The organism is Streptomyces sp. ALB3 (assembly GCF_044385685.1).
In the GTDB taxonomy this organism is placed as follows: Bacteria; Actinomycetota; Actinomycetes; order Streptomycetales; family Streptomycetaceae; genus Streptomyces.
Genome location: NZ_JBISCE010000037.1, coordinates 32,728 through 55,715, shown reverse-complemented (window position 1 = coordinate 55,715; position 22,988 = coordinate 32,728). Strand labels below are relative to the sequence as shown.

The 22,988-nt window shown below is 71.8% G+C and carries 20 protein-coding genes and 1 pseudogene; 17 read left to right on the top strand and 4 right to left on the bottom strand.

From position 1 onward, the window contains the following. Positions 1 to 16: 16 nt before the first annotated feature. The 5 genes and pseudogenes from ACHFIV_RS22330 to ACHFIV_RS22310 all read left to right on the top strand — a co-directional run. Positions 17 to 1,063 (top strand): annotated as a pseudogene (locus ACHFIV_RS22330) (pectate lyase family protein); the annotation flags it as partial. Between the two features lie 71 nt (positions 1,064 to 1,134). Then, positions 1,135 to 2,469: an ABC transporter substrate-binding protein gene (locus ACHFIV_RS22325; protein WP_398971848.1), complete on the top strand. Its 1,335-nt coding sequence runs from the start codon at positions 1,135 to 1,137 to the stop codon at positions 2,467 to 2,469. A 127-nt stretch (positions 2,470 to 2,596) separates the two neighbouring features. Continuing rightward, a complete protein-coding gene (locus tag ACHFIV_RS22320) occupies positions 2,597 to 3,424 on the top strand; it encodes a rhamnogalacturonan acetylesterase (RefSeq protein ID WP_398971845.1) in 828 nt (275 codons plus the stop codon). A gap of 78 nt (positions 3,425 to 3,502) precedes the next feature. Then, positions 3,503 to 4,834: a polysaccharide lyase family 1 protein gene (locus ACHFIV_RS22315; protein WP_398971842.1), complete on the top strand. Its 1,332-nt coding sequence runs from the start codon at positions 3,503 to 3,505 to the stop codon at positions 4,832 to 4,834. Positions 4,835 to 4,925: 91 nt separating this feature from the next. Beyond that, entirely contained in the window at positions 4,926 to 6,029 is a 1,104-nt protein-coding gene (locus ACHFIV_RS22310) for a pectinesterase family protein (protein WP_398971839.1), read from the top strand. A gap of 139 nt (positions 6,030 to 6,168) precedes the next feature. On the opposite strand, the gene ACHFIV_RS22305 is transcribed toward ACHFIV_RS22310, so the two are convergent. Both ACHFIV_RS22305 and ACHFIV_RS22300 read right to left on the bottom strand, forming a co-directional pair. Next, on the bottom strand, positions 6,169 to 7,392 hold the full coding sequence (locus tag ACHFIV_RS22305) for an acyl-CoA dehydrogenase family protein (protein ID WP_398971836.1): 1,224 nt from the start codon (positions 7,390 to 7,392) through the stop codon (positions 6,169 to 6,171). Between the two features lie 11 nt (positions 7,393 to 7,403). After that, on the bottom strand, positions 7,404 to 8,591 hold the full coding sequence (locus tag ACHFIV_RS22300; protein WP_398971833.1) for an acyl-CoA dehydrogenase family protein: 1,188 nt from the start codon (positions 8,589 to 8,591) through the stop codon (positions 7,404 to 7,406). 464 nt (positions 8,592 to 9,055) lie between these two features. On the opposite strand from ACHFIV_RS22300, the gene ACHFIV_RS22295 reads away from it, so the two are divergent. The 10 genes from ACHFIV_RS22295 (at position 9,056) to ACHFIV_RS22250 (ending at position 18,930) form a co-directional block, all read left to right on the top strand. Beyond that, the gene (locus ACHFIV_RS22295) at positions 9,056 to 10,207 is read left to right on the top strand and encodes an isopropylmalate synthase (RefSeq protein WP_398971830.1); all 1,152 of its coding nucleotides are present in this window, start codon (positions 9,056 to 9,058) and stop codon (positions 10,205 to 10,207) included. A gap of 64 nt (positions 10,208 to 10,271) precedes the next feature. Continuing rightward, complete coding sequence (locus tag ACHFIV_RS22290; RefSeq protein ID WP_398971828.1) at positions 10,272 to 10,457, top strand: lysine biosynthesis protein LysW; 186 nt, start codon at positions 10,272 to 10,274, stop codon at positions 10,455 to 10,457. A 1-nt stretch (position 10,458) separates the two neighbouring features. After that, a complete protein-coding gene (locus tag ACHFIV_RS22285; protein ID WP_398971825.1) occupies positions 10,459 to 11,307 on the top strand; it encodes a RimK family alpha-L-glutamate ligase in 849 nt (282 codons plus the stop codon). After that, positions 11,304 to 12,362, top strand: coding sequence for an N-acetyl-gamma-glutamyl-phosphate reductase (argC, locus tag ACHFIV_RS22280; RefSeq protein WP_398971821.1), 1,059 nt, complete (start codon positions 11,304 to 11,306; stop codon positions 12,360 to 12,362). Before ACHFIV_RS22285 ends, argC begins: the two co-directional genes overlap by 4 nt. Next, complete coding sequence (locus tag ACHFIV_RS22275; protein ID WP_398971818.1) at positions 12,359 to 13,156, top strand: amino acid kinase family protein; 798 nt, start codon at positions 12,359 to 12,361, stop codon at positions 13,154 to 13,156. Before argC ends, ACHFIV_RS22275 begins: the two co-directional genes overlap by 4 nt. Before the next feature lie 16 nt (positions 13,157 to 13,172). Then, positions 13,173 to 13,736 (top strand): type 1 glutamine amidotransferase, encoded by a 564-nt coding sequence (locus tag ACHFIV_RS22270; protein WP_398971815.1) that lies wholly within the window; start codon positions 13,173 to 13,175, stop codon positions 13,734 to 13,736. A gap of 58 nt (positions 13,737 to 13,794) precedes the next feature. Further along, the gene (locus ACHFIV_RS22265; RefSeq protein ID WP_398971812.1) at positions 13,795 to 14,913 is read left to right on the top strand and encodes a Glu/Leu/Phe/Val dehydrogenase dimerization domain-containing protein; all 1,119 of its coding nucleotides are present in this window, start codon (positions 13,795 to 13,797) and stop codon (positions 14,911 to 14,913) included. Next, positions 14,910 to 16,565 (top strand): AMP-binding protein, encoded by a 1,656-nt coding sequence (locus tag ACHFIV_RS22260; protein ID WP_398971809.1) that lies wholly within the window; start codon positions 14,910 to 14,912, stop codon positions 16,563 to 16,565. Before ACHFIV_RS22265 ends, ACHFIV_RS22260 begins: the two co-directional genes overlap by 4 nt. A gap of 53 nt (positions 16,566 to 16,618) precedes the next feature. Then, positions 16,619 to 17,911 carry a pyridoxal phosphate-dependent aminotransferase gene (locus ACHFIV_RS22255; protein ID WP_398971806.1) on the top strand — a complete coding sequence of 431 codons (1,293 nt, stop codon included), beginning with the start codon at positions 16,619 to 16,621 and terminating at the stop codon, positions 17,909 to 17,911. A 65-nt stretch (positions 17,912 to 17,976) separates the two neighbouring features. Continuing rightward, positions 17,977 to 18,930, top strand: coding sequence for a fumarylacetoacetate (FAA) hydrolase (locus ACHFIV_RS22250; protein ID WP_398971804.1), 954 nt, complete (start codon positions 17,977 to 17,979; stop codon positions 18,928 to 18,930). Here ACHFIV_RS22250 and ACHFIV_RS22245 read toward each other — a convergent pair. Beyond that, positions 18,852 to 19,262 (bottom strand): MerR family transcriptional regulator, encoded by a 411-nt coding sequence (locus ACHFIV_RS22245; RefSeq protein ID WP_398971801.1) that lies wholly within the window; start codon positions 19,260 to 19,262, stop codon positions 18,852 to 18,854. The two genes, ACHFIV_RS22250 and ACHFIV_RS22245, sit on opposite strands and share 79 nt — an antisense overlap. A gap of 73 nt (positions 19,263 to 19,335) precedes the next feature. On the opposite strand from ACHFIV_RS22245, the gene ACHFIV_RS22240 reads away from it, so the two are divergent. Further along, complete coding sequence (locus ACHFIV_RS22240) at positions 19,336 to 20,544, top strand: MFS transporter (protein WP_398971799.1); 1,209 nt, start codon at positions 19,336 to 19,338, stop codon at positions 20,542 to 20,544. Positions 20,545 to 20,725: 181 nt separating this feature from the next. Here ACHFIV_RS22240 and ACHFIV_RS22235 read toward each other — a convergent pair whose 3' ends face one another. Continuing rightward, on the bottom strand, positions 20,726 to 21,487 hold the full coding sequence (locus ACHFIV_RS22235; RefSeq protein WP_398971796.1) for a response regulator transcription factor: 762 nt from the start codon (positions 21,485 to 21,487) through the stop codon (positions 20,726 to 20,728). A gap of 263 nt (positions 21,488 to 21,750) precedes the next feature. Here ACHFIV_RS22235 and ACHFIV_RS22230 point away from each other — a divergent pair, with 263 nt between their 5' ends. Then, complete coding sequence (locus ACHFIV_RS22230; RefSeq protein ID WP_398971792.1) at positions 21,751 to 22,425, top strand: ScbR family autoregulator-binding transcription factor; 675 nt, start codon at positions 21,751 to 21,753, stop codon at positions 22,423 to 22,425. Positions 22,426 to 22,988 lie beyond the last annotated feature (563 nt).

Below are 22,988 nucleotides of genomic sequence, written 5' to 3'. Positions count from 1 at the left end.
CTGTATGGGAGCCGCAATGACGCACCTCCGTACCGAGCGCACCAGAGCGAGAACGCTGTTCACCGCGTTCGCCCTCGCCACCGCCTTCCTCCTGCCCGCCGCCCCGGGCGGGGCGGCGGCGGCCCCAGGGGCGCAGTCCGCCGCGCACCACGGCGGAGGCGCCTCCGGCACCCCGCACGGCTTCGCCTCGCTGGCGGGCGGCACCACCGGGGGCCGGGGCGGCGAGGTGGTCACCGTCACCGACCAGGCGGGCCTGGAGAAGTACGCCGGTGCGGAGGAGCCCTACGTCATCCGGGTGGCCGGCTCCATCGCCGTCGAGCCCTTCGGCGCCGACATCGAGGTGGCGTCGGACAAGACCATCGTCGGGGCCGGCGACACCGGTGAGATCGTCCACGGCGAACTCCACCTGAACCCCGGCACCAGCAACGTCATCATCCGCAACCTCACGATCCGCGACTCCTACGTGGAGGGTGACTGGGACGGGAAGACCACCGACTTCGACGCGATCCAGATGGACTCGGCCGACCACGTCTGGATCGACCACAACCGGCTGACGCGCATGGGTGACGGACTGCTCGACATCCGCAAGGACAGCCAGTACATCACCGTGTCGTACAACCACTTCGACAGCCACAACAAGGCGCTCGGCATCGGCTGGACCGAGAACGTCACCACCCAGATCACGATCGACCACAACTGGTTCAGCGGCACGAAGCAGCGCAACCCGTCCGCCGACAACTGCGCCTACGCCCACCTCTACAACAACTACCTCTCCGCCCAGGTGGCCGACGGGGACCCGTTGTGGACGTACGGGAACTGGGCGCGCGGCGCCACCAGGATGGTCATCGAGAACAGCTACTACCGGGACGTCCAGCATCCGTACCAGGCCGACGCCACGGCCGAACTGGTGCAGCGCGGATCGATCCTGGAGAACACCACGGGCCGCACCGACGCCTGGGGTGCCGCGTTCGAACCGCGTGACTTCTACCCGTACACGCTGGACCGCGCGGCCGACGTACCCGAGCGCGTGACCCGGCAGGCGGGTCCGCAGAAGTACATCGGCGCCGCGCCGCACCGCACACACCACTGACCTCCCCCCACGTACGCGTAAAGATCCGAGAGAGAAGAGCCGACATGAACATCTCGAAGACGCTCCGGGGGCGTGCCGCGACCGCGGTGTCCCTCACCGCGGTCCTGGCCCTCGGGGCCACCGCCTGTGGTGACGACGGCAGCGACGCCGGCACGGAGGGCAGCGGGAAGGGCGAGATCACCTTCTGGGACAACAACGGTGGTCCGCGCACCGCGATCTGGACCGAGATCATCAAGGACTTCGAGAAGAAGAACCCGGACATCAAGGTCAAGTACGTCCCGATCCCGATCGCCGACGTCCAGTCCAAGTACGACACGGCCATCGCCGGTGGCGGGCTCCCGGACGTGGGCGGCGTCGGCACCGCGTACCTGGCCAACATCGTCTCGCAGGAAGCCCTGGAGCCGATCAGCGACCGGCTGGAGAAGTCGCCCCTGAAGGGCAAGCTCGTCGAGAGCATGGTCCAGAGCGTCAGATCCGCGGCCGGCCGCGGCGACGACATGTACACCGTGCCGACCTCCGCCAACAGCGGTGTGCTCTGGTACCGCACCGACCTGTTCCAGCAGGCCGGTCTGAAGGCGCCCACCACCTGGGCCGACTTCTACAAGTCCGCCGACGAGCTCACCGACGCGAAGAACAACAAGTTCGGCTACACCATCCGCGGCGGCGCCGGCTCCATCGCGCAGGCCCTCGACGCGGTCTACGGCCAGAGCGGCATCACGGACTTCTGGGACGGCGAGAAGACGACCCTGAACGACCCGAAGAACGTCGCGGCACTGGAGAAGTACGCCGCCCTCTTCAAGAAGACGACGCCGGCAGCCGACGTCAACAACGACTTCACCAAGATGGTCGCCCAGTGGGACACCGGCACCATCGGGATGCTGAGCCACAACCTCGGCTCCTACCAGGACCACCTGAAGGCGCTGGGCGAGGACAAGTTCGCCGGGATACCCGCCCCCATCGGGGACGGCGGCACGCGCGTCCAGGTCTCGAACCCCGTCGACGGTCTCGGCCTCTTCCGGTCCAGCAAGAACAAGAACGCGGCCTGGAAGTTCATCGAGTTCGCGGCGTCGCACGAGTCCAACAGCAAGTGGAACGAGTCCGCGGGCGCCATCCCGGCCAACACCGACGCGGCCAAGGACCCCTGGATCAACGAGTCGGAGCCGACCTCGCTCGCCGCGAAGGCCCTCACCGACGGCTCCACCAAGATCGTCGACCTGCCCTACTACCTGCCCGACTGGAACAACATCAGCAAGGCCGACAACGAGCCCGAGTTCCAGAAGCTGCTCCTCGGCAAGGTCACGGCCAAGGCCTTCCTGGACAAGATGGCCGATGAGCTGAACGCCGCCCAGAAGGAGTGGAAGGAACTGGGCAACGGCTGACCCGGCCGTCCGTCACGGCCGGCACCCCCGGTGACCGGGGGGCCGGCGGCGGTCCGGGTCGCACCCCGCCGCCGGTCCCCCTCCCCGAGCAGCACCTCACGTTTGTCCTCCGAGAGGCAGTCATCCCGTGTCACTCACCCGCAGACGGACAGCAGCCGCGCTCCTCGCGCTGCCCCTCGCCCTCAGCGCCACACCCGCACTCGCGCACGGCGGCGGCCGGGGCAGGCCCCGGCCCCGGACCCTGCACATCGCGGGCGACTCGACGGCGGCCCGGAAGTACGCCGACGCGGCGCCCGAGACCGGCTGGGGCATGGCCCTTCCCTTCTTCCTCGGCCGTGCCCTCGACGTCGCCAACCACGCGATGAACGGCCGGAGTTCGAAGAGCTTCATCGACGAGGGCCGCCTCGCCGCCCTCCTGGACGGCGTCCGCCCGGGCGACCTCGTGCTCATCCAGTTCGGGCACAACGACGAGAAGACCGAGGACCCCGCCCGCGGCACCGACCCCTACACCACGTACCAGGAGTACCTGCGCCAGTACGTCAAGGGCGCCCGCGCCCGGCGGGCGGAACCCGTGCTGATCACTCCGGTGGAGCGCCGCCGCTTCGCCGAGGACGGCACGGCGAAGCCCACCCACGGGGAGTACCCCGCCGCGATGCGCGCCCTGGCGGCCGAGGAGGACGTGGCCCTGCTCGACATGCAGGCGCTCTCCCTCGCCCGCTGGCAGGAACTCGGACCCGACGGGACCCGGGCGTACTTCAACTGGCTGGAGCCCGGCGAGTCGCCGAACCATCCCGACGGCAAGCAGGACAACACCCACTTCCGGCCCGACGGCGCCGTCGACGTGGCCAGGACCACCGCACGCGCCCTGCGGGACGCGCGCGTGCTCAGCCCGCGCGACCTGCGCCGCCTCGACGAGCCGGTGCCCGGTACGTGGATCACCTGGCCGCAGGCCTGATCCCCGAGTCACCGCTCCCTCCGCGCGTCCTCGCGCCGACCACCGCACTCCTTCGCGTACGACACCTAAGGATTCGCCATGCCCGCACGCATGAGACATGTCCGCGCCACCGCCGTGGTGACGGGTTGCGCCTCCCTGGCGCTCGCAGTGAGCCTGCCCGCCCAGGCAGCCCCCAGGCACCACGGCAAAGGCATCGAGCGCTCCGTACTCCCGGCGGGCGACGGCTGGGCCGCCGCCGAGGGCTCCACGACGGGCGGAGCCGGGGCCACCCCCGACCACGTCTACACCGTGACCAACAGGGCCGAGCTCATCGCGGCCTTCGAGGACGCAGGGGACGCGCCGAAGATCGTCAGGATCGCCGGCACCGTCCACGGCAACTCCGACGCCGCAGGCACCCCGATCGGCTGCGAGGCCTACCAGCAGGACGGCTACACCCTGGAGAAGTACCTCGCGGCCTACGACCCGGCCGTCTGGGGCACCGAGGAGGTCCCCTCCGGACCGCTGGAGGACGCCCGCGCCGCGTCCGCGAAGCTGCAGGCCGCCGCCGTCAACGTGAACGTCCCGTCCAACACCACGCTCGTCGGTGCCGGCAGGGACGCCACGATCATCGGAGCCAGCCTCCAGGTGAGGAACGTCTCGAACGTCATCATCCGCAACATCTCCTTCGAGGACACCTACGACTGCTTCCCCCAGTGGGACCCCACCGACGGTGACACCGGCGCCTGGAACTCCGAGTACGACAACCTGGTCGTCCACGGGTCCCGCCACGTCTGGGTCGACCACAACACCTTCAGCGACGGCGACCGCCCCGACGCCGCCCAGCCCCACTACTTCGGGCAGGTCTACCAGCAGCACGACGGCCTCTTCGACATCGTGCGCGGAGCCGACCTGGTCACCGTGTCGTGGAACGTCCTCAAGGACCACGACAAGACCATGCTCATCGGCAACAGCGACGGCGCCGGCGCGAGCGACCGCGGCAAGCTCCGCGTCACGCTGCACCACAACCTCTTCAAGGACGTGAAGGAGCGGGCGCCCCGCGTCCGCTTCGGCCAGGTCGACTCGTACAACAACCACTTCGTGGCGACCAAGGGCGCCGCCTACGGCTACACGTACGGCATCGGCGCCGAGTCCAAGCTCGTCGCCGAGCACAACGCCTTCACCGTGCCCAAGGGCTTCGACAAGGCCACCATCCTCAAGAAGTGGTCCGAGTCCTCCCTCACGGCGGAGAACAACTACGTCAACGGGCGGAAGACGGACCTCGTCGCCGTGCACAACGCGGGCGTGCCCGCCGAGCAGCTCACCGAAGGCGCCGGCTGGACCCCGGAACTGCGTACGAAGATCAACCACCCGCTGGCCGTCCCGCTGCTGGTGGGCCTGGGCGCGGGCGCCGGCAAGCCGTCGGTCCGCTGACCCACCCCGAACCGGCCGGAGCGGCACCGCACCCTTCCACCACCCCGGAAGGCGCCGCTCCGGCCTGCCTCTCTTCGCAAGGAGTACCGCCATGCCCAGCAGACGCAGCGCGCTGACCCTCCTCGCGGGTGCGGGCGCCGCCCTCGCCCTCGGCACACCCGCCGCCCAGGCCCGCCCCGCCCGCTCCCGGCCGTTCGGGCGCCACGGTTCGCCGGCCCGGCGGCTCGACGCCCTGACGCTGTACGTCGACCCGCACGGCAGGGGCGACCACACCGACGTACAGTCCGCGGTCGACGCCGTATCCGGCGCCGGGCACACCCTGGTGCTCGCCCCCGGCACCTACCGGGGCACGGTCCTCGTCACCGCCGCCCGGACGGAGCTCACGCTGATCGGCGCGAGCGGTGACCCCCGCGACACGGTCATCGTGTACGACAACGCGGCCGGCACACCGAAGCCCGACGGCTCCGGCACCTACGGCACGAGCGGCTCGGCCACCGTCACCGTCCAGGCCGCCGGGTTCACCGCCCACGACGTGACCTTCGCCAACGGCTGGCTGCGCTCCGACAACCCCGGGTACACCGGCACCCAGGCCGTCGCCATCAAGGTGCAGGGCGACCGTTCGGCGTTCTACGGCTGCCGCTTCCTCGGGCACCAGGACACCCTGTACGCCGACACCCCCGCCCTCACCGCCTTCGCCCGCCAGTACTACCGCGACTGCTACGTGGAGGGGGACGTCGACTTCGTCTTCGGCCGCGCCACGGCCGTCTACGACCGCTGCCACTTCCGCGCCCTGACGCGCACCGACCTGGCCTCGGCGCCGTACGGCTTCGTCTTCGCGCCCAGCACCGCCGGGGCCAACCCGCACGGCTACCTCGTCCTGCGCTCCCGGATCAGCAGCACCGCCCCCGACGCGTACTACAAGCTGGCCCGCCCCTGGGTGCCGTCCTCGGACCTCACCGCCCACCCGATGCTGACCGTCAGGGACAGCCACCTCGGCGCCGGCATCGACGCGGTCACGCCGTACGGCACCATGTCCTCGGGCTTCCCCTGGCAGGAGCAGCGCTTCGCCGAGTACCGCAACAGCGGTCCCGGCGCGCGGGTCACCGTGCCCGCCAACCGTCCGCAGCTGACCAGGTCCGAGGCCCGCGCGCACACCGCGGCCGGCTGGCTGGGCGACTGGCACCCCCACGCGTGACCCCGGGGGGCGCCCGTGGGCCGCTCCCCGCCGTCCACCGGCGGGAGCCCGGCCCGCCGCCCGTTCCCACGGGCGCGGACCGGGCCGCGGCCCCGCGCCGGGAGGCCGCCTCCCGGCGCGGGGCTCCCTCAGCTCTCCGTCACGCCACCGTGGGCACCGCGCGCGTCCCGCCGTCCAGGCCCACCGGGTGGTGGCGCAGCCCCGTCGGGGCCAGCCAGTCGAACGGCTGGTAGACCGCCGGGCCCAGCCCCAGGCCCTCGGCCAGCTGCTCGCGCAGGCGGTTGGAGGCGAAGGCGCCGATGACGTTCATCTGGGCGTCCCGGTAGTGGCGCTCCACCTCGTGGCCCTGGGTCACGCCGAACGCGCCGTGGATCTGCACCGCCCGCTGGGTGATCTCGACGGCGAGCTCGGTGGCGTACACCTTCAGCATGCCGATCAGCTGCCGCGCCGGGCTGCCCGCGGCGCGCTCACGCAGGGCCCGGCGCGCGAGTACCCGGGCGGCGTCCAACTGTGCGCGTGAGTCCGCGAGCTGAGCCTGCACTCCTTCCATGTGCGCCAGTGCGCGTCCGAAGGAAACCCGCGCCTGGGCGTGGCGCACCGAAGCGGTCAGGGCCGCCTCGGCGGTCGCGATCGCCGCGATCGAGACCAGCAGCCAGCCCCACGTCATGCCGTCCGACAGCGCCTGGAACGGGACCGGGACGACGTCCGCCTCGGGAACGTACGCGTCCGAGAGGACGAGCCCGCCCCACGGCATCGCGCGCAGGCCCATGTGCGGGGTCTCGTAGCGCTGCACCCCCGGCTGGCGCAGGTTCACGAAGGCCAGGCACCAGTCGGGGCCGTCGTCCCCGGGACCCTTGTCCCGGCGGGCCAGGGTCACGGACAGGTCCGCCGTCGGGGCGTTGGTGATACGGGACTTCTCGCCCCGGATGACGTACCCGCCGCCGGGCCGGCCCGACGGGCGGACCGTGGTGCGGTACGTGCTCGCGTCACTGCCGGCGGTCGGCTCGACGATGCCGAAGCACGCCGTCCGCTCGCCGGACAGCAGCGGGCGCAGCAGCCGCTCGTGATCGCGGAGGCTTCCGTACGTGGCGATGAGACTGCCGCACAGCAGTGCGGACACCGTCGCGGACCAGTACGTGCCGGAACAGGCCCTGGCCAGGGCCTCCATGGCGTCGAACTGCGCGTCGGCGCCGGCGTCGGAGCCACCTGCCTCCACCGGATGGAACAGTCGCAGATAGCCGCTGTCGACCAGTTCGTCCCAGTTCGCGGCCGGTATCCGGCCCTCGGCGTCGGTGGCCGCGGCCCGGGACGCGATGCCCGGGAAGGCCGGTGTGCTCTCCGGGGAGCGGGGTCGGTCGTTCATGGTCCTCACCTTCAGCCGAGTCCGAGCATGGAGGCAGCGACGACCGGGCGCAGCACCTGCGCGCCGCCGCCGGTGCGTGACAGGAACAGCGCGTCGCGGTGCGCCCGCTCGGCGAGACCGTCACCGGTCCCGGCGAGCGGACCGGCCAGGCCGGCCGCCGCCCGGGTGACCCGGTCCGCCGCGTCGGCGACGAACAGCCGTGCCGCGGCCGCCTCCTGGAGCGGGAGGGCGCCGCCGTCGTCGAGCCGGGAGGCGGTCCGGCGTAACAGGCCCTCGGCGAGTTCGACCCGGGTGGCGAGGTCGGCGAGCGTGAAACGGGTGGCCTGGTCGTGGGTGAGCGGACGGCCGAACAGCTCCCGGCCGCGCGCGGCCTCCAGGGCGTCCCGGGCAAGGGCGCGCATGAGGCCGAGCCAGGGTGCGCCGCAGTAGACCCAGTCCAGAACCGCGAGCAGTGGTTCCACCTCGGTCGCGGCGCCCTCGACCGTGCCCAGGACCGCCCCGTCGTCCACGGGGGCGCCGTCGAGCAGGAGCTGTCCCCACGGGCAGGTGTGCATGGCCGCCGGACCGCCCTCGGCGACCAGCAGGCCCGGCGTGGCCCTGTCCACCAGGAAGGCGGTGCGGCCGCCGCCCTGGTGTGCGGCGACCACCAGGAAATGGTGGGCGACGGGCGCGCCGGCCACCAGGTCCAGGCGGCCGGTCAGCAGCCAGCCGCCCCGCCCGGTGGGTGCGGGGCGCGCGGTGACGGCGGGGGCGACGGCGCCGCCGTGCGTCTGGCGCAGCGACAGCGCGCCGAACCACTCGCCGGAGGCCATGCGCGGCAGGTAGCGCTCGCGCTGGCGCGGCGTGCCGTGGGCGCGCAGGGGGACGGTGGCCAGCACCGCGTGGACGGCCACGGCCAGGGCCAGCCCGGGATCGCGGGAGCCCTCGGCGAGCCCTTCGAGCAGGGCCAGTGCCTCGGCCGCGGTGCTGCCGCCGCCGCCCAGGGGCGCGGGCACCAGGGGGCCGGCCAGGGACGGGCCGGGTTCCGCTCGTGCCAGTGCGGTGAACAGTGCGGGGTCCCAGGTCCGGTCACGGTCGCGTTCGGCCGTGGTCGGCCAGGCGAGCCGGCCGGCCAGCTCCCGGGAGCGTTCGAGCGGACCGGCGCCGGGGCCGGTGGCCGCCTCCGGGTCCGTACGGAGGCCGGGCTGTGCGAGAACCATTGGATCTCCCCTCGTTCACGGGGCCTTTCCGGCCCCGGCGTGCACGGGTTTCGAAAAGGACGTCCTTGAATTCACGTACGTGGCATTCCCGGTCGGCGACGAATTCCATGCCTACGCGTCATGAGAACGGGCGGTCCGGGAATGCGGTCACCATAGTCGGGTGCCGGCGGGCTTCTCCGGCCCGGGCGCCGAATTATCGGACGAATGCGCGAAGTTTCACTCAACTCGACGCTGCGTCAACCAGGTTCGAGAGGTGCCGACCTGACCTGACGTTCCTTGGCGCGACTTGACACGACGTGCATTGCCCCAGCCCACCGCACCCTTGCATCATTTTCTCAGCGCTCCACGGCGTGCCGCTCCGGAGAGATCGTCCGCACGGTTTCCGGTGGCCGCCGATTCAGCATCACGCCAGGGACGGTCCGCAACAACACCGTTCCGAACAGCCTGAAAGAGAGGAACGCGCCATGACAGTCACCCCCGCAGACGCAAGACTTCCCGAACCACCCCATCTGTCCGACGCGACCCTGCGCGACTCCGCGCACATGGCGGGCGTCGAATTCACCCCCCGCGACGCGGCCGAGATCGCCCGCCTTCTCGTCAGGACCGGCATCGACCTCGTCGAGGTCGGCATGGTCTCGGGCCCCGGCTCCAAGGACGCCGCCCTGATCGAGGCCACGCACGAGGCGATCGGCCCCGAACGCAGCATGACGCTCGTCGTCGTCCGCGACCGTCATCAGGTGGCCACCGCCCTCGACGAGGCCGCACGTCTGGGCGTGCGCCACATCATGTACTCCATCCCCACCTCGGAGCAGCACGCCAGGCTCAAGCTGGACTCGCCCAGCGCCAAGTTCCTGCACGTGGTGGCGCGGTCGGCGATATCCCAGGCCAAGGACCGCGGCTTCCACGTCACGTTCAGCGGCGAGGACGGTGCGCGCACACCCAGGGAACGGCTGGTCCCGTACGTCGAGGCCGGCTTCGCGGCCGGCGCGGACCGGTTCCGGCTCGCCGAGACCGTGGCGTACCTCTCGCCGTGGCGGATGGAAGAGGTCATCTCCGACCTCACCGTCATCGACGGCTCCGAGATCGAGATCCACTCGCACAACATGCTGGGCATGGCCGTGGCCAACTCCCTGGCCGCGGTACGCGCCGGCGCCCGCTGGATCTCCGCCACCGTCGGCGGCATAGGCGAGCGCGGCGGCAACGCGCCGCTCGCCGAGCTGCTCACCGCGCTGCGCGTGATCCACGACGACCGGCGCTTCGACCTGACCCACCTGACCGAGCTCTCCCGCATCGCCCTGCGCGGCGCGGGCCTGGGCGAGGCCTTCCAGTCCGGACCGACCACCCCGCACGCCTTCGCGTACGAGCTGCCCGGCCAACTGCTCCACCCCGAGGCCTACGAGACGCTCCCCGCCGAACTCGTCGGGAACACACGCGAGCTGAAGGTCAGGACCCGGCTCACCGGCGCCCTGGTGCGCTGGGCGCTCGACGACTCCGGAGTCGTCGTCGACGTCGACGCCTTCACCCCCTGGCTCGTGGCCCGGCAGGAAGCCGGGGGCGCGCCGCTGCTGGACCGTGACGCGATCCGCAAGGCCGCGGTCGATTTCCGGTCCGTCTGAGCCGTCCCCGCACCGCCCGTACGAGCCGCACCGCCACCCCCCGTACCCGTAGAGGAGCCCACCCATGACCACCGCCACCCTGACCGGCGTCTGCCCGGAGTGCGAGACCGGCCTCACCCTGCCGCCGATGCTCGTCGGCGAGACCCTGTCCTGCCCCGAGTGCATGCTGACGCTGCGTGTGGAGGCCATAGCCGACGGCAGGCTGACCCTCGAGATGGTCGAGGTCACCCTGCGCGACTGGGGCCAGTGAGATGGGCGGAAAGGTCGCTGTCGTCGCGGACCGGGTCGGGTGGGAGGAACGCCAGCTGATGCGGGCGGCCCAGCCGGCCGGTCTGCACATCGACTGGGTCAACGACGAGGACCTCAGCCTCGGATCCGCCGGCTCCTCCCCGCTCGCCGGCTACGACGCCGTCCTGGTGCGCAGCCGCAGCTACACCCGCGGCGGACTCATCGCCACCCTCGCCGAGGCGGACGGCACCCCCGTCCTGAACACCGCCGCCGCCATCCACGCCTGCGAGAACAAGCTGGTCCTGCGGGCGGTCCTGCGGGCAGCGGGTGTCCCCGTAACGGACTTCCGCCTCGTGCTGTCCCGCAAGGACTACGCCAGGGCGCTGGCCGACCTCGGCACCCCCGCCGTGCTCAAGCCCGTCTACGGCGGCATGGGCAAACGGGTCACCCTGGTCCGCGACGCCGACCTCGCGCACTCGGTGTACGACTACGTCGAGGACCTGGGCCACGCCTTCGAACAGGCCTGCCTGCTCGAGCCCTACCTCGGCGGCGGCTCCGTGCGCTGCCTGGTGGTCGGACGGGAGATCGTCGCGGCGGCCGAGTTCGAGAGCGCCGGCGCCGACTGGCGCAGCAACGCCGCACTCGGCAACCGGAGCCGCTCACTGGCGCACGACCCGGACGTGGCCAAGGTCGTCGACGCGGTCGTGGACCGGCTCGGCCCCGGCATCTACGGCGTGGACCTGTTCCGCACCGATTCGGGCCACCTCGTCAACGAGGTCAACCACGCGCCCGCCTGGCGCGGGGTCGCCTCCACCACGGACACCGACATCTCGTCCGCCGTCATCCGCCACGTACAGGAGACCCTCGAATGATCCGAGCGGGAATCGTCGGAGCCTCCGGACTCGCCGGCGGTGAACTCATCCGGCTCGTGCTCCAGCACCCGGAGCTCGAACTCGCCTACCTGGGCGGCAACTCCAGCGTGGGCCGCCGCCCCGCCCAGCTGCACCCCGGGCTGCGCCTCGACCTCGGGCTCAGCGTCGAAGCGGTGGACGCCGACCGCATCGCCGAGACCTGCGACGTGGTGTTCCTGTCCACGCCCGCCGCGGTCTCGGCCCGGCTGGCCGCCGAGCTCGCCGACCGCGTCGCCTGCGTGATCGACCTCAGCGGGGCGTTCCGGATCCGGACCCCGGAACTCCACCGGCGCTGGTACCCCGGGGTGCCGCGTACCACCGAACTCGCCGACCGCTTCGTGTACGGGGTGCCCGAACTGATCGGCGAGAGCCTGGAGCACGCCGCGCTGATCTCCGTGCCCGGCTGCTACGCCACGGCGCTCACGCTGGGACTCGCGCCCCTCACCCTGGGGCTCGGCCTGCCTCTGAAGACCGTCGTCGTGGACGGCAAGAGCGGCTCCAGCGGTGGCGGGCTGCACCTGCGGGTGCCGGACCTGCACCCGCTGCGCAGCGGCGCCATCGCCCCGTACGCGCCCACCGGGCACCGGCACGCGGCGGAGGTGAGCGACTTCCTGGAGCGCAGCAAGCCCGGTGAGGTGGGCTCGCTGTCCATGTCCGCCTACGGCGTCGGTCACGTGCGCGGCCTGATGACCAGCGCGTACGTCTTCACCGACGCGGAGGTCACCGAACGCGAGCTGCAGCGCGCGTACACGCGGTTCTACAGGGGCCACCGGTTCGTGCGGGTGCGGCGCCACACCGAGACGCTGATCCCGGTGCCCGACCCGCAGGCCGTCATCGGCTCCAACTACTGCGACGTGACGGTCCTGCACGACCCCGAGGGCGGCCGGATCGTCGTCCTGTCCGCCCTGGACAACCTGCTCAAGGGAGCCTCCGGGCAGGCGGTCCAGGCCCTCAACCGGCGCTTCGGCCTGCCCGAGGAGACGGGCCTGACCATGCAGCCGGTGATGCCGACATGACCACCGACGGCCTCAGAACCGCCCCCACCGTCGTCAAGCTCGGCGGCAGCTGCCTGGAGGACCTGGCCGGCAGCTGGTGGGACGACCTCGCCGGACACAGCGCGACCCGGCCCCTGGTCCTGGTGCACGGCTGGTCCAGGCCGCTCAAAAAGCTCGGCCCCCGCTACCGGGAGCCGTCCGCGATCCTGCGCGACCGCTACGGCAACCAGAGCCGCTGGACCACACCCGAGGTCATCGCCGACATCAAGACCGTCAGCGCCGAGCTCGGCGAGGACGTCCTGGGCCGCCTGGAGGCGCGCGGCATCACAGCCGAGCGGATCCTGGGAAGCGACGGCCTGGTCACCGCCGGGCCCGGCGAGCGCTTCTGGTGGAAGGACAAACAGCTCGTCGAGCTGGAGAACCTCGTCGGCCCCATCACCGGCGTGGACCCCTCCGCCCTGAAGAACCTCCAGCCCGGCCACGCCTACCTGGTCACCCCACTGGCCAGGGACGCCCAGGGGCGCGAGGTCAACACCGACGGCGACCGGGCGGCCGCCGCCGTCGCCGGGGCCGTCGGCGCCCGGGACCTGGTCCTGGTCACCGACGTCGCCCATCTGCTGATCGACGGGGAGCCGGTCCGCGAGATCACCGCGGGCGCCGCGGCGGCCTTCCGCGACAAGGGCGCCACCGGCGGCATGCGCAAGAAGCTGCGCGCCGCGGGCGAGGCGCTCGAGGGCGGGGCCGGACGTGTCGTCATCGGAAGCGCCCCCGTCAGCGAGCTGCTCGCCGGCCGTGCCGGAACCGCCATCACGTGAACCCGAGGAGACCGACGTGGCGAAACCCCGCGTGCTCGTTGTCAACAACGGGACGCTCTCGCTCAAGCAACTGCGTGCCCGGCTGGAGGAGCTGGGCTCCGACACCGACCCGGTGACGGTGGCCGGCCTCCCCACCGGCCTGGGCGGCCGCTACCAGGCGATCGTGCTCAGCGGCACCAAGGTCCGCGCCTACGACCAGGAGCACTACAAGCCGCTCGTCGACCTGGTCCTCGGCTCCGGCGTCCCCGTCTTCGGCATCTGCGGCGGCATGCAGATCCTCGCCGTCTCCCAGGGCGGCGTCCTGGCCGAGGGGCCGCAGCGCGTCGGCGGCTTCGAGGTGCGGGTCGACAAGGAGGAACCGCTGTTCACGTACGTCAAGCCGACGGTGACGGTCTTCCACCGGCACACCCTCTACCTCCAGCAGGCCCCACCCGGCTTCCGGGCCATCGGGCGCTCCGAGCACGCCCCGGTGGAGTTCCTGAGCTCCGACGACGGCCGGATCCTGGGCGCCCAGGCGCACCTGGAGTTCCGGTCCGACGGCCGGGAGATCCTGCGCGGATTCACCGACCTGTTCCGCTGAGCACACCCCGTACCGCTCCACGCACCCACACCTTCTTGCTCACCATTGGGGAAGACACATGACTGACTGGGAAGCACGCGAGCCCGCCCTGACCACTCACCTGAACGGCGCGGGCGGCGACATCAAGGGCTGGGTCGTCGTCGACTCGCTCGTCGACGGCCTCGCCATGGGCGGCACCCGGATGACGCCAGGGGTCACCGAGGCGGAAGTGGCCGGTCTGGCCCGTGACATGACCGTCAAGTTCACCCTCGCCGGCCTGCGCATCGGCGGTGCCAAGGCGGGCATCGTCGCCGACGGCTCCGACCGCGCGACGACGTTCCGCACCTTCGGACGCACCGTCAAGCCGCTGCTGCACGGCGGCATCCACCTCGGCATCGACATGGGCGTCACCCCCGCCGACCGGGCGGTGTTCTTCGAGGAGGCCGGGTACGACCCGCGGTTCCGCCCCGGCGCTCCCGACATGCCGATCGACTGGCGCACGTACTACGAGCCCCTGATCGACTGCACCGGCCACGGCGTCGGCGTCGCCGCCGTCACCGCACTGGAGGCCGGCGGGCGCACCGGGCCCGCCCGGGTCGTCATCCAGGGCTTCGGCGCGGTCGGCCGCGCGGTCGGGCGCTATCTGGAGGCGCGGGGCCACGTGGTGGTCGCCGTCGCCGACGTGGCCGGCACCCTCAGCGCCGACCGGCTCCCGGTGGACGATCTGATCGCCGTCACCGACGAGTTCGGCGCCATCGACCGTACCCGGCTGCCCGCCGGCGTCACCGTCCGCACCGACGCGGACGCCTGGCTCGACGTCGAGGCAGACCTGCTCATCCTCGCCGCCCAGAAGTACGCGCTCAACGCGGAGAACGTCCACCGCCTGCGCGCCGGCCTGGTCGTCGAGGGCGGCAACATCAGCTCGTCCGACGAGGCCCGGGACAAGGCGGCCGCCGCCGGGATCCCGCTCGTGCCCGGCGTCATCGCCAACATCGGCGGTGCCGCGTCCGCCGCGCTGGCCGTCACCCGCGTGGTGCCCTTCGAGCTGGAGGCCGAGGCGCGCAGGGCATGGGTCTTCGACTGGGTCGGCGACCGGGTCCGCCGGAACACCCGCGACCTGCTCGACATCGCCGGTGCCACGGCGGGCAACCCGCTGCCGGAACTCCTCGGGACGCGCCGCGAGGAGCTCGCCCGATGACGTCGACCACCGCCGCCTTCCTGGCCAACGCGTCGGCCGCGGACCGGATGGCGGAGTACCGGCGGCGTGGCTGGTGGCGCGACGAGACGTTCCTCGACGACCTGCGCGCCCAGGCCCGCCGGCGGCCCCGCAAGCTCGCCATCGCGGGCCGCCGCCTGGACGAGGCCCGCACCGACACGCTGGACTACGCCGAGCTGTCCCGGCTGGCCGACCGGTTCGCCGGAGGCCTGCTCGAGCTGGGCGTCAGGCGCGGTGACGTGGTCGCCGTGCAGCTGCCCAACCGCTGGGAGATGGTCCCGCTGATGTTCGCCTGCATGGCGGTCGGCGCGGTCATCTGCCCCATCGCGCCCGTCTGCCAGGCCGAGGAACTGCGGCACCGCCTGGCGCTCACCGAGGCCAGGGTGTGTGTCACGCTCCCGGAGTGGGAGGGCTACCCGCTCGCCGAGACCATCTGCGACCTGTCAGGGGAACTGCCCCTGGAGCACGTCGTGGTCGTCGACGGGCCGGGCCCCGAGGGCACGGCCGACTTCCATGAGCACTTCGTCTCCCAGCACTGGGAGGAGCAGCTCATGGGCGACCTGGAGGGCCGCCAGCTCCGCCCCGACGAGCCGTTCGTGGTGCTCTTCACCTCCGGCACGACCGGGTTCTCCAAGGGCGTGGTACACAGCCAGAACACCGTCCACTCGGGTGTGCGGGGGTACGTCGACACCTTCCTGCTCCGCGACGACCTGGTGGTCGCGGTCACCACCCCGCTGGTGCACTACTCCGGCTTCGGCCAGGGTGTGCTCGCCGGAGTGATGCTGGGAGGCACCATCGCCTTCCAGGACGGCCCCGACCACGCCGGCCTGCTCGACCTGGTCGAGCGGTACCGCGCCACCCTGCTGTACGGGCCGCCGCCCACGCTGTCCGGCGTCGCCCATGCCCAGAACACCGACCCGCACGACGTCTCCAGCCTGCGCCACACGGTCACCGGCGCCGCGCCGGTGCTGATGGAGCTGGTCGACGAACTGCGCGAGACGTTCGGCGCCCGCACCTACTCGGTGTGGGGCATGTCCGAATTCGGCCCGGTCACCATCAGCCGCCTGGACTACAACCAGGACTGGGCCGCGCACAGCCACGGACGGCCGATCGACTCCATGGAGATCCGGATCGACGTGTGCCACGACCCCAGCCGGCGGGCCTCGGTGGGACGGCTGCGGGTGCGGGGCGCGTCGCGGGCGCTGGGCTACTTCAAGCAGCAGGAGCAGTTCGACGCCGATCTCACCGACGACGGCTGGTTCGACACCGGGGACGTGGCCCGCGAGGACGGGCGCGGCGGCATCCGGATCCTGGGCCGCTCCAAGGACACGATCCTGCGCGACGGGATCGTCGTCCCGATAGCGGAGCTGGAGGCGATCATCTCGCGCCACCCGAAGGTGGTCGAGGCGTCCGTCGTCGGACCCACCGGCCAGCTCGACGACCCGATCCTCGCGGTCGTCATCCCGGTCGACGGTGCCCGCCCGACGCTGGAGGAGATACGTGCCCACCTCCGCCGGGCCGACCAGGACGACCGGTTCCTTCCGGACCGCCTGGAACTGACCGGCACGCTGCCCAAGACGCTCACGGGCAAGGTCCGGAAGATCGAGCTCAGAAAGCTCTACGCCCACTCCTGAGCTCACCGCCCGCCTGCCTTCACCCCCGCCCTTCCTACCCGTTGGAGCCCCGGATGCCTCATCCAGCGCCGGTGACGATGTCGCCGACACTCGCCGCCGACGAGGCGCTGATCCGCCGCCGGCTGGCCGGTGAACAGGTCCTGTCCCTGGCCAGTGGGGAGATCGGCCTGCCGGTCCTGCCCGAGCTGGCGGAACGGCTCGCGCTCGCCGCGGACCGCAACGCCTACGGGCCCGTCGCCGGGAGCCCGGCGCTGCGCGCCGCGGCCGCCGGCTACTGGGAGCGGCGCGGCCTGGCCACGGCCCCGGACGCGGTGGTGGCGGGCCCGGGCAGCAAGCCCCTGCTGTTCGCGCTGATGCTGGCCGTCGGCGGAGACGTCGTGCTTCCGGTGCCGAGCTGGGTCAGCTACGCGGCCCAGGCCCGGCTGGGCGGACTGCGTCCGGTCCCGGTCGCCACCCGGGCGGGTGAGGGCGGCGTCCCGGACCCCGGGCGGGTCCGGGAGGCGGTACTCCTCGCCCGGGCGGCCGGGCACGATCCGCGCTGCGTGGTGGTCACGCTGCCCGACAACCCCACGGGCACGATCGCCTCGCCCGCCACGGTCGAGGAACTCGCCGGGGTCGCCAGGGAGCTGGACCTGGTGATCGTCTCCGACGAGATCTACTGCGACCTGGTCCACGAAGACGCCCGGCCGGCGGTCTCCCCGGCCGTGTTCGCTCCCGAGCGCACGGTCGTCACCACCGGACTCACCAAGAGCCTGGCGGTCGGCGGCTGGCGCCTGGGGGTGGCCCGGCTGCCCGAAGGACCGCTGGGCGAGCGGGTCAAGGGGCGGCTGCTCGGTGTGGCAAGCCAGATCTGGTCGAGCACCGCGGCACCCGTGCAGGCGGCGGCGGCCTGGGCGTTCACCGAACCGCCCGAGGTCGTCGCGCACGTCGCCGCCGGCCGCAGACTGCACGGGACGGTGGTCCGCGCCGTGGGCTCGCTGTTCACCGCGGCGGGCGCCGGACTGGCGCCGGTCCGCGCGACCAGCTACCTGTACCCCGACTTCGAGGCCGCACGGCACCACCTCACCCGGGTCCACGGGATCCAGGACGGCGACGGCCTGGCCGCCACGCTCGGCGAGCGCTACGGCGTCGGCGTGCTGCCCGGCTCCGCGTTCGGCGAGGCCCCGGGACCGCTGCGCGTCCGGGTGGCCACCAGCGGCCTGTACGGGGAGAGCGACACCGAACGCACCCGGGCCCTGCGCGCAGCCGACCCCCTGAGGCTGCCGTGGATCAGCGCGTCCCTGGAGCGCGTCGCCGAAGTCCTGACCGACCTCACCGGGGTGCACGTCGCCCCGCCCGCTCGCTGAACCACCCGCCGGCCCGGCCGCGCACCACCGACCCCTCTCTTCTCTCCCAGGAGGCTCCTTCCATCATGTCCATCCTCTTCGAAGCCGAGTACCGAGGACGCCGCTACGCGGGAGCCGGAATCCCCGAAGCCGGCCGGCCCCACACCCTGCACGCCGTCGAGGACGGGCAACTGAGCGCCGCGTTCCTCGCGGGCGGGGCCGAAGCCGCGCTCGCCGCCGCCACGAGCGGTGCCGAGACCGTGTCGGTGACCCTCGGCGACCCCGGACTGAGGCTGCTCCCACCGCTGCTGCCCACCGCCACCAACAACGCGCTGGTCAACGGCTTCATGGGAACGCACCGCTCCAAGTTCGACCACGATCCCGAACCCGACGAGGAGTTCGTGGCACCGAACTACTACATGAAGGGCTTCGGCTCCTGGCTGCGCGTGTCCGACGAGCCGCTGACCACCCCCGCCGACCCGGTCTGGCTGATCGAGGAGCCCGAGGTGGTCCTGGTGTACGTCAACGCCGAGGACGGCACCCCGCACTACGCCGGTTACACCTTCGGCAACGACCTGAACGACATCGGCCTGCACCTCAAGAACCCCTGGGCGTACACCCCGTACGCCAAGCTCTGCGAGACCTCGGTGCTCCCCTGGCTGTTCCTCGACGAGCCGCCTCAGGACGTCACGGGCCGGGTCGTCGTCGAGCGGGACGGCGCCACGGCGTGGGAGGGACCGTTCTCCTGCGGGGCCGACTCCATCTACCACCGGTTCGAGGACATGGCGGAGCACCTGTTCTCGTACCCCCTGCTGCGCCAGGCCGGGCTGGTCACGTACACCTTCCTCGGCGCCGACAAGGCCACCTACCACGCCGGGTTCCGCGTCGAGGACGGCGACCGCCTGGTCCTCGACGTCACCAGCCACGGTGTGGTCCTCGCCAACACCGTGCGGTACGGAACTCAGACCGCGACCGACTCCGAGGGCCCGCACCTTCCGCCGTCACGGCGTCCGTCCGTGTCGCGCACGGCGTCCAGGTAACCGGCGATCGCGTCCCGGTTGCGGGTCAGGCACCGGATGCGCTCGGTCATCCGGTCCCGCTCCCGCTCCAGGAGATCGATGGTCTCCGGCGCGGCGTCCGGCACGTGGATCATCCGCGGATCACTGATGCACGGCAGGATCTTCTTGATCGCCCGCGTCGGCAGTCCGGCCTCCAGCAGGCCGCGGATCTGCAGGACCCGGTCCACCGTGCGCTCCGCGTAGTCGCGGTAACCGTTGGGCGTCCGGCCCGGTACCAGCAGGCCCTGCTCCTCGTAGTAGCGGAGCAACCTCCGCGGGGTCCCGGTGCGCTCAGACAGTTCCCCGATGCGCATGCGCCCCTCCCTTCTTCCCGTCCACCCGACCGACTTGACATTCACATCAATGTGAGGGTTTGAGGATTCAACCATGTCGACATCCCCACCAGAACTGCTGGACAACACCTCCCCGGCACCCGGGCAGCGCAAGCTGCCCATGTCCCCGCTGCTGGCGCTCGCCACAGCGGCGTTCATGGGCATTCTGACGGAGGCACTGCCCGCCGGCGTGCTTCCCGAGATGGCCCGTGACATGTCCGTCAGCGAATCGGCCATGGGCCAGGCGCTGACGATCTACGCCATCGCGACCGGTCTGTCGGCGATCCCGCTGGCCATCACCACCGCCACCTGGAACCGCAAGAGGCTCCTGCTGCTCTCCGTGACGACCTTCGCCGTCGCCAACACGGTCACCGCACTGTCCTCGAGCTACGCGCTGACCATGGGATTCCGGCTGATCGCCGGTGTCGCCGCAGCGGCCGTCTGGGCCGAACTGGTCGGCTACGCACGCCGGCTGGCGCCGCCGCACCTCCAGGGCAGGGCCATCGCCATCACCATGGCGGGCGTACCACTCGCGCTCTCGCTCGGCATCCCCGTCGGTACCTTCCTGGGCGGCCTGTTCGGCTGGCGCCTCACCTTCGGGCTGGTCACGGTCGTCTCCGTGGTCCTGCTCGGCTGGATCTGGGCCACCGTCCCGGACGCCTCCGGCCAGAAGCCCGGCGCCCGCGAGCCGATCCTGAGGGCCCTGCGGCTGCCCGGCGTCGCCGCTGTCCTGTTCGTGGTCGCGGCCTACGTGCTCGCGCACAACATCCTGTACACCTACATCGCCACCTTCCTCGACACGTACGACCACGGCGACTCCCGCGACACCGTACTGCTGGTCTTCGGCATCGCCTCCGTGGTCAGCATCTGGGTCACCGGCGCCCTGGTGGACCGCAAGCTGAGGATGCTGACCGTCGCCAGCTCCGGCCTGTTCATCGTCGCCTCGGTCATGCTGGTGATCCTCGCCGCCGACCTGTGGGTCGTCTACGCCGCGATGATCCTGTGGGGCCTGGGCTGGGGCGGTGTCACTACGCTGCTCCAGACCGCCGTCACGGACGCGGGCGGTGACCGCGGACAGGCGCTCCTGGTCACCACCTGGAACTCCTTCATGGCAGGAGGGGGCGCCGTGGGCGGCATCCTGCTCGACATGCACGGCCCCAAGTCCTTCCCCTGGAGCGTCCTGGCCCTGATGGTGCCGGTACTGCTCGTCGTGGTCCTCGGCCGGCGGCACGCCTTCCCCGCGAAGCGCCCCAGCTCCGGCTGACGCCCGCCTTCCCGGGTGGACGCTCCGGCCCCGTCCGGGGCGTCCACCCGGCTCCGGACGCACCACGGCCCGAACCGCCTCCGCATCCCCCGTCCGGCGGGCGGGCCACGGCGCCCGGAAGGCCCCGTTCTCGTGATCCGAGAACGGGGCCTTCCCGCTGCCGCGGGGCGGTGGCGCCCGGTCAGCCCAGACCGATCTGGAACCCGACACTGCGCACGGTCAGGATCCAGTCGCTGGAGCCGAGCTTGCTGCGCAGGTTGCACACATGGGTGTCCACGGTCCGCCGGGACCAGGAACCGCCCCAGACCTCCTGCATGATGCGGCTGCGGGAGATGACGTCGCCGGGGTTGCTCGCCAGCAGATACAGCAGGTCGAACTCCTTGCCGGTCACCTCCACCCGGCGCCCCGCCACGGCGACCCTGCGCGACTCGCGGTCCAGCAGCAGGTCGCCGTGCGCCACCACATGACCCTCCTGGCGGGGCAGGCGCGGCCGCACCCGGCGCATCACCGCGCCCATGCGCGCCATCAGCTCCGGGAATCCGTACGGCTTGACCATGTAGTCGTCGGCACCGGCCTGCAGGCCGAGCACCCGGTCGAGCTCCGAGCCCCGCGCGGTCAGCGCGATCACGGGGGTGTCGTCGAACTGCCGGATGGCCCGGCACACCTCGATGCCGTCCAGGTCGGGCAGTTCGAGGTCGAGCAGGACCAGGTCCGCCTCGCCGTAGGCACGTAACGCTGCGACGCCGGTCTCCGCGCTGGTCACGGCATGTCCGTGGCGCTGCAGTCCGCGCACCAGGAGTTCGGTGTCGGCCGGGTCCTTCTGGACGACCAGTACGTTCCAGCCCCGGGGTTCGTCGACCGTGCGCATCGCGCCACTTCCTCGCCCTGCGGGGCGCGCCCGCGTGTGCAGGCCGCGCGCCAGCAGGCCGGCCGGGTCGGTCATAGCCCTTCCCCCCTCGGATCCTCGGCTTTGACTCAACGTCGCATCAAATTCAATACCTGCAAGGATGTTTCTGTCAAAGGGTTCACAGAAGATGAGATGCCCAGTTTAAGGATGTTATGAGGCGCTCTGTGATGCCGAAGCGGTGCGTAGTGGTAGCAGTGCGCTTACGGTGGCATGTTGACACGCGCGGATAAGGGGGGCATATCGGCCAGCGAAGTTAACTCACTGGTGAAAATTGATTCTCCTGGGTATTTAATGGCTCCATGTCTTCGTCCCAGCCGCAGGCCTCTTCGCAGGGGTGCTCGACTGCGCATCCGCCGTCCGTGGTCTGCCGCACCCGTAAGCAGGAGCGTTCCGTCCGCACCCGAAGAGCCCTGGTCCACTCGGCGGCCGAGCGGTTCGAGCGCCACGGATACGAGCGAACGAAGCTGAGTGAGGTGAGCGAGGGGGCCGGAGTCACCACCGGCGCCCTGCACTTCCACTTCCGCAACAAGGCCGACCTGGCCGGGGCCGTGGAGCAGGCGGCCATCCGCAACCTCTACCGCGTCGCCCGCCGGGCCCAGTGCCAGCAGACCGACGCCCTGACCGAACTGAGCGCCCTCTCCTACGCGTTGGCTCACCAGCTGCACCAGGACGTGGTGTCCCGGGCCGGCTTCCGGCTCAACTACGAGACGTCGGGCCGCACCCGGCTGAGCATCCATCAGGAGTGGCAGAGCTGCGTCCAGAGGCTCCTCGTCCAGGCCGGCGAGGAGGAGGGGGCGCCGATCGGCGCGCTGCCCCTGTGCGAGCTCACCGACACCGTGGTCGGAGCCACCACCGGCTTCGCCCTGCTCGCCCGCGACAACCGCGTCTGGCTGTCCCCTGAGGTGCTCACCGGCTTCTGGCGCGCCGTACTCCCTTGCTGCGCACTGGAGTTGGACGGTGACGGAGACAGTTGAACTCGGGGACGACCCGCGCGTATCCTGCGGTTGTGGAGATTCTGTGGAGACGCGCTCCGTGGGTGTTCCGGACGCATGCGCACGACCGGTGCGCAGAACGTTCTTCCAGGTACGTTCCGCGATCCGGCGAACTCGAGCCGCCGTTTCCGTAGTCCAGCGGCAGACGCCCCACCCGCGGTGAGCCACGCGGCCCTCACCGGCCGCCGCCCCCCAGGCCGGGGGGAACGACGGCCGGACGCCTCCCGACCGCCCCGGGCTCCTCGTGGGCGCGGGCGCGCGCACGCACCGGTGGAGCGGTGTCCGTCTCGTCGAAACGCCCTTCAGGCTCCGGACATCACCCCGGCCGGTCACTGACCCGACGCCCCACCCCGGATCCGAGCCACCGCGACGGTCCGGGCCGGCACGGCGCGTACCGACCCGTACGCGCCGTCCCCGCCGCACCCACGCGGAAGCGGCGACACCCGTGCTCCGAGGGGCGGCCGTGAGGTCAGCCGCACGTCAGTACGTCAGCAGTGCCACCCCGGCCGGCCGGTGCCGCGCGATGCCGCGCTGCATCGCGGGCG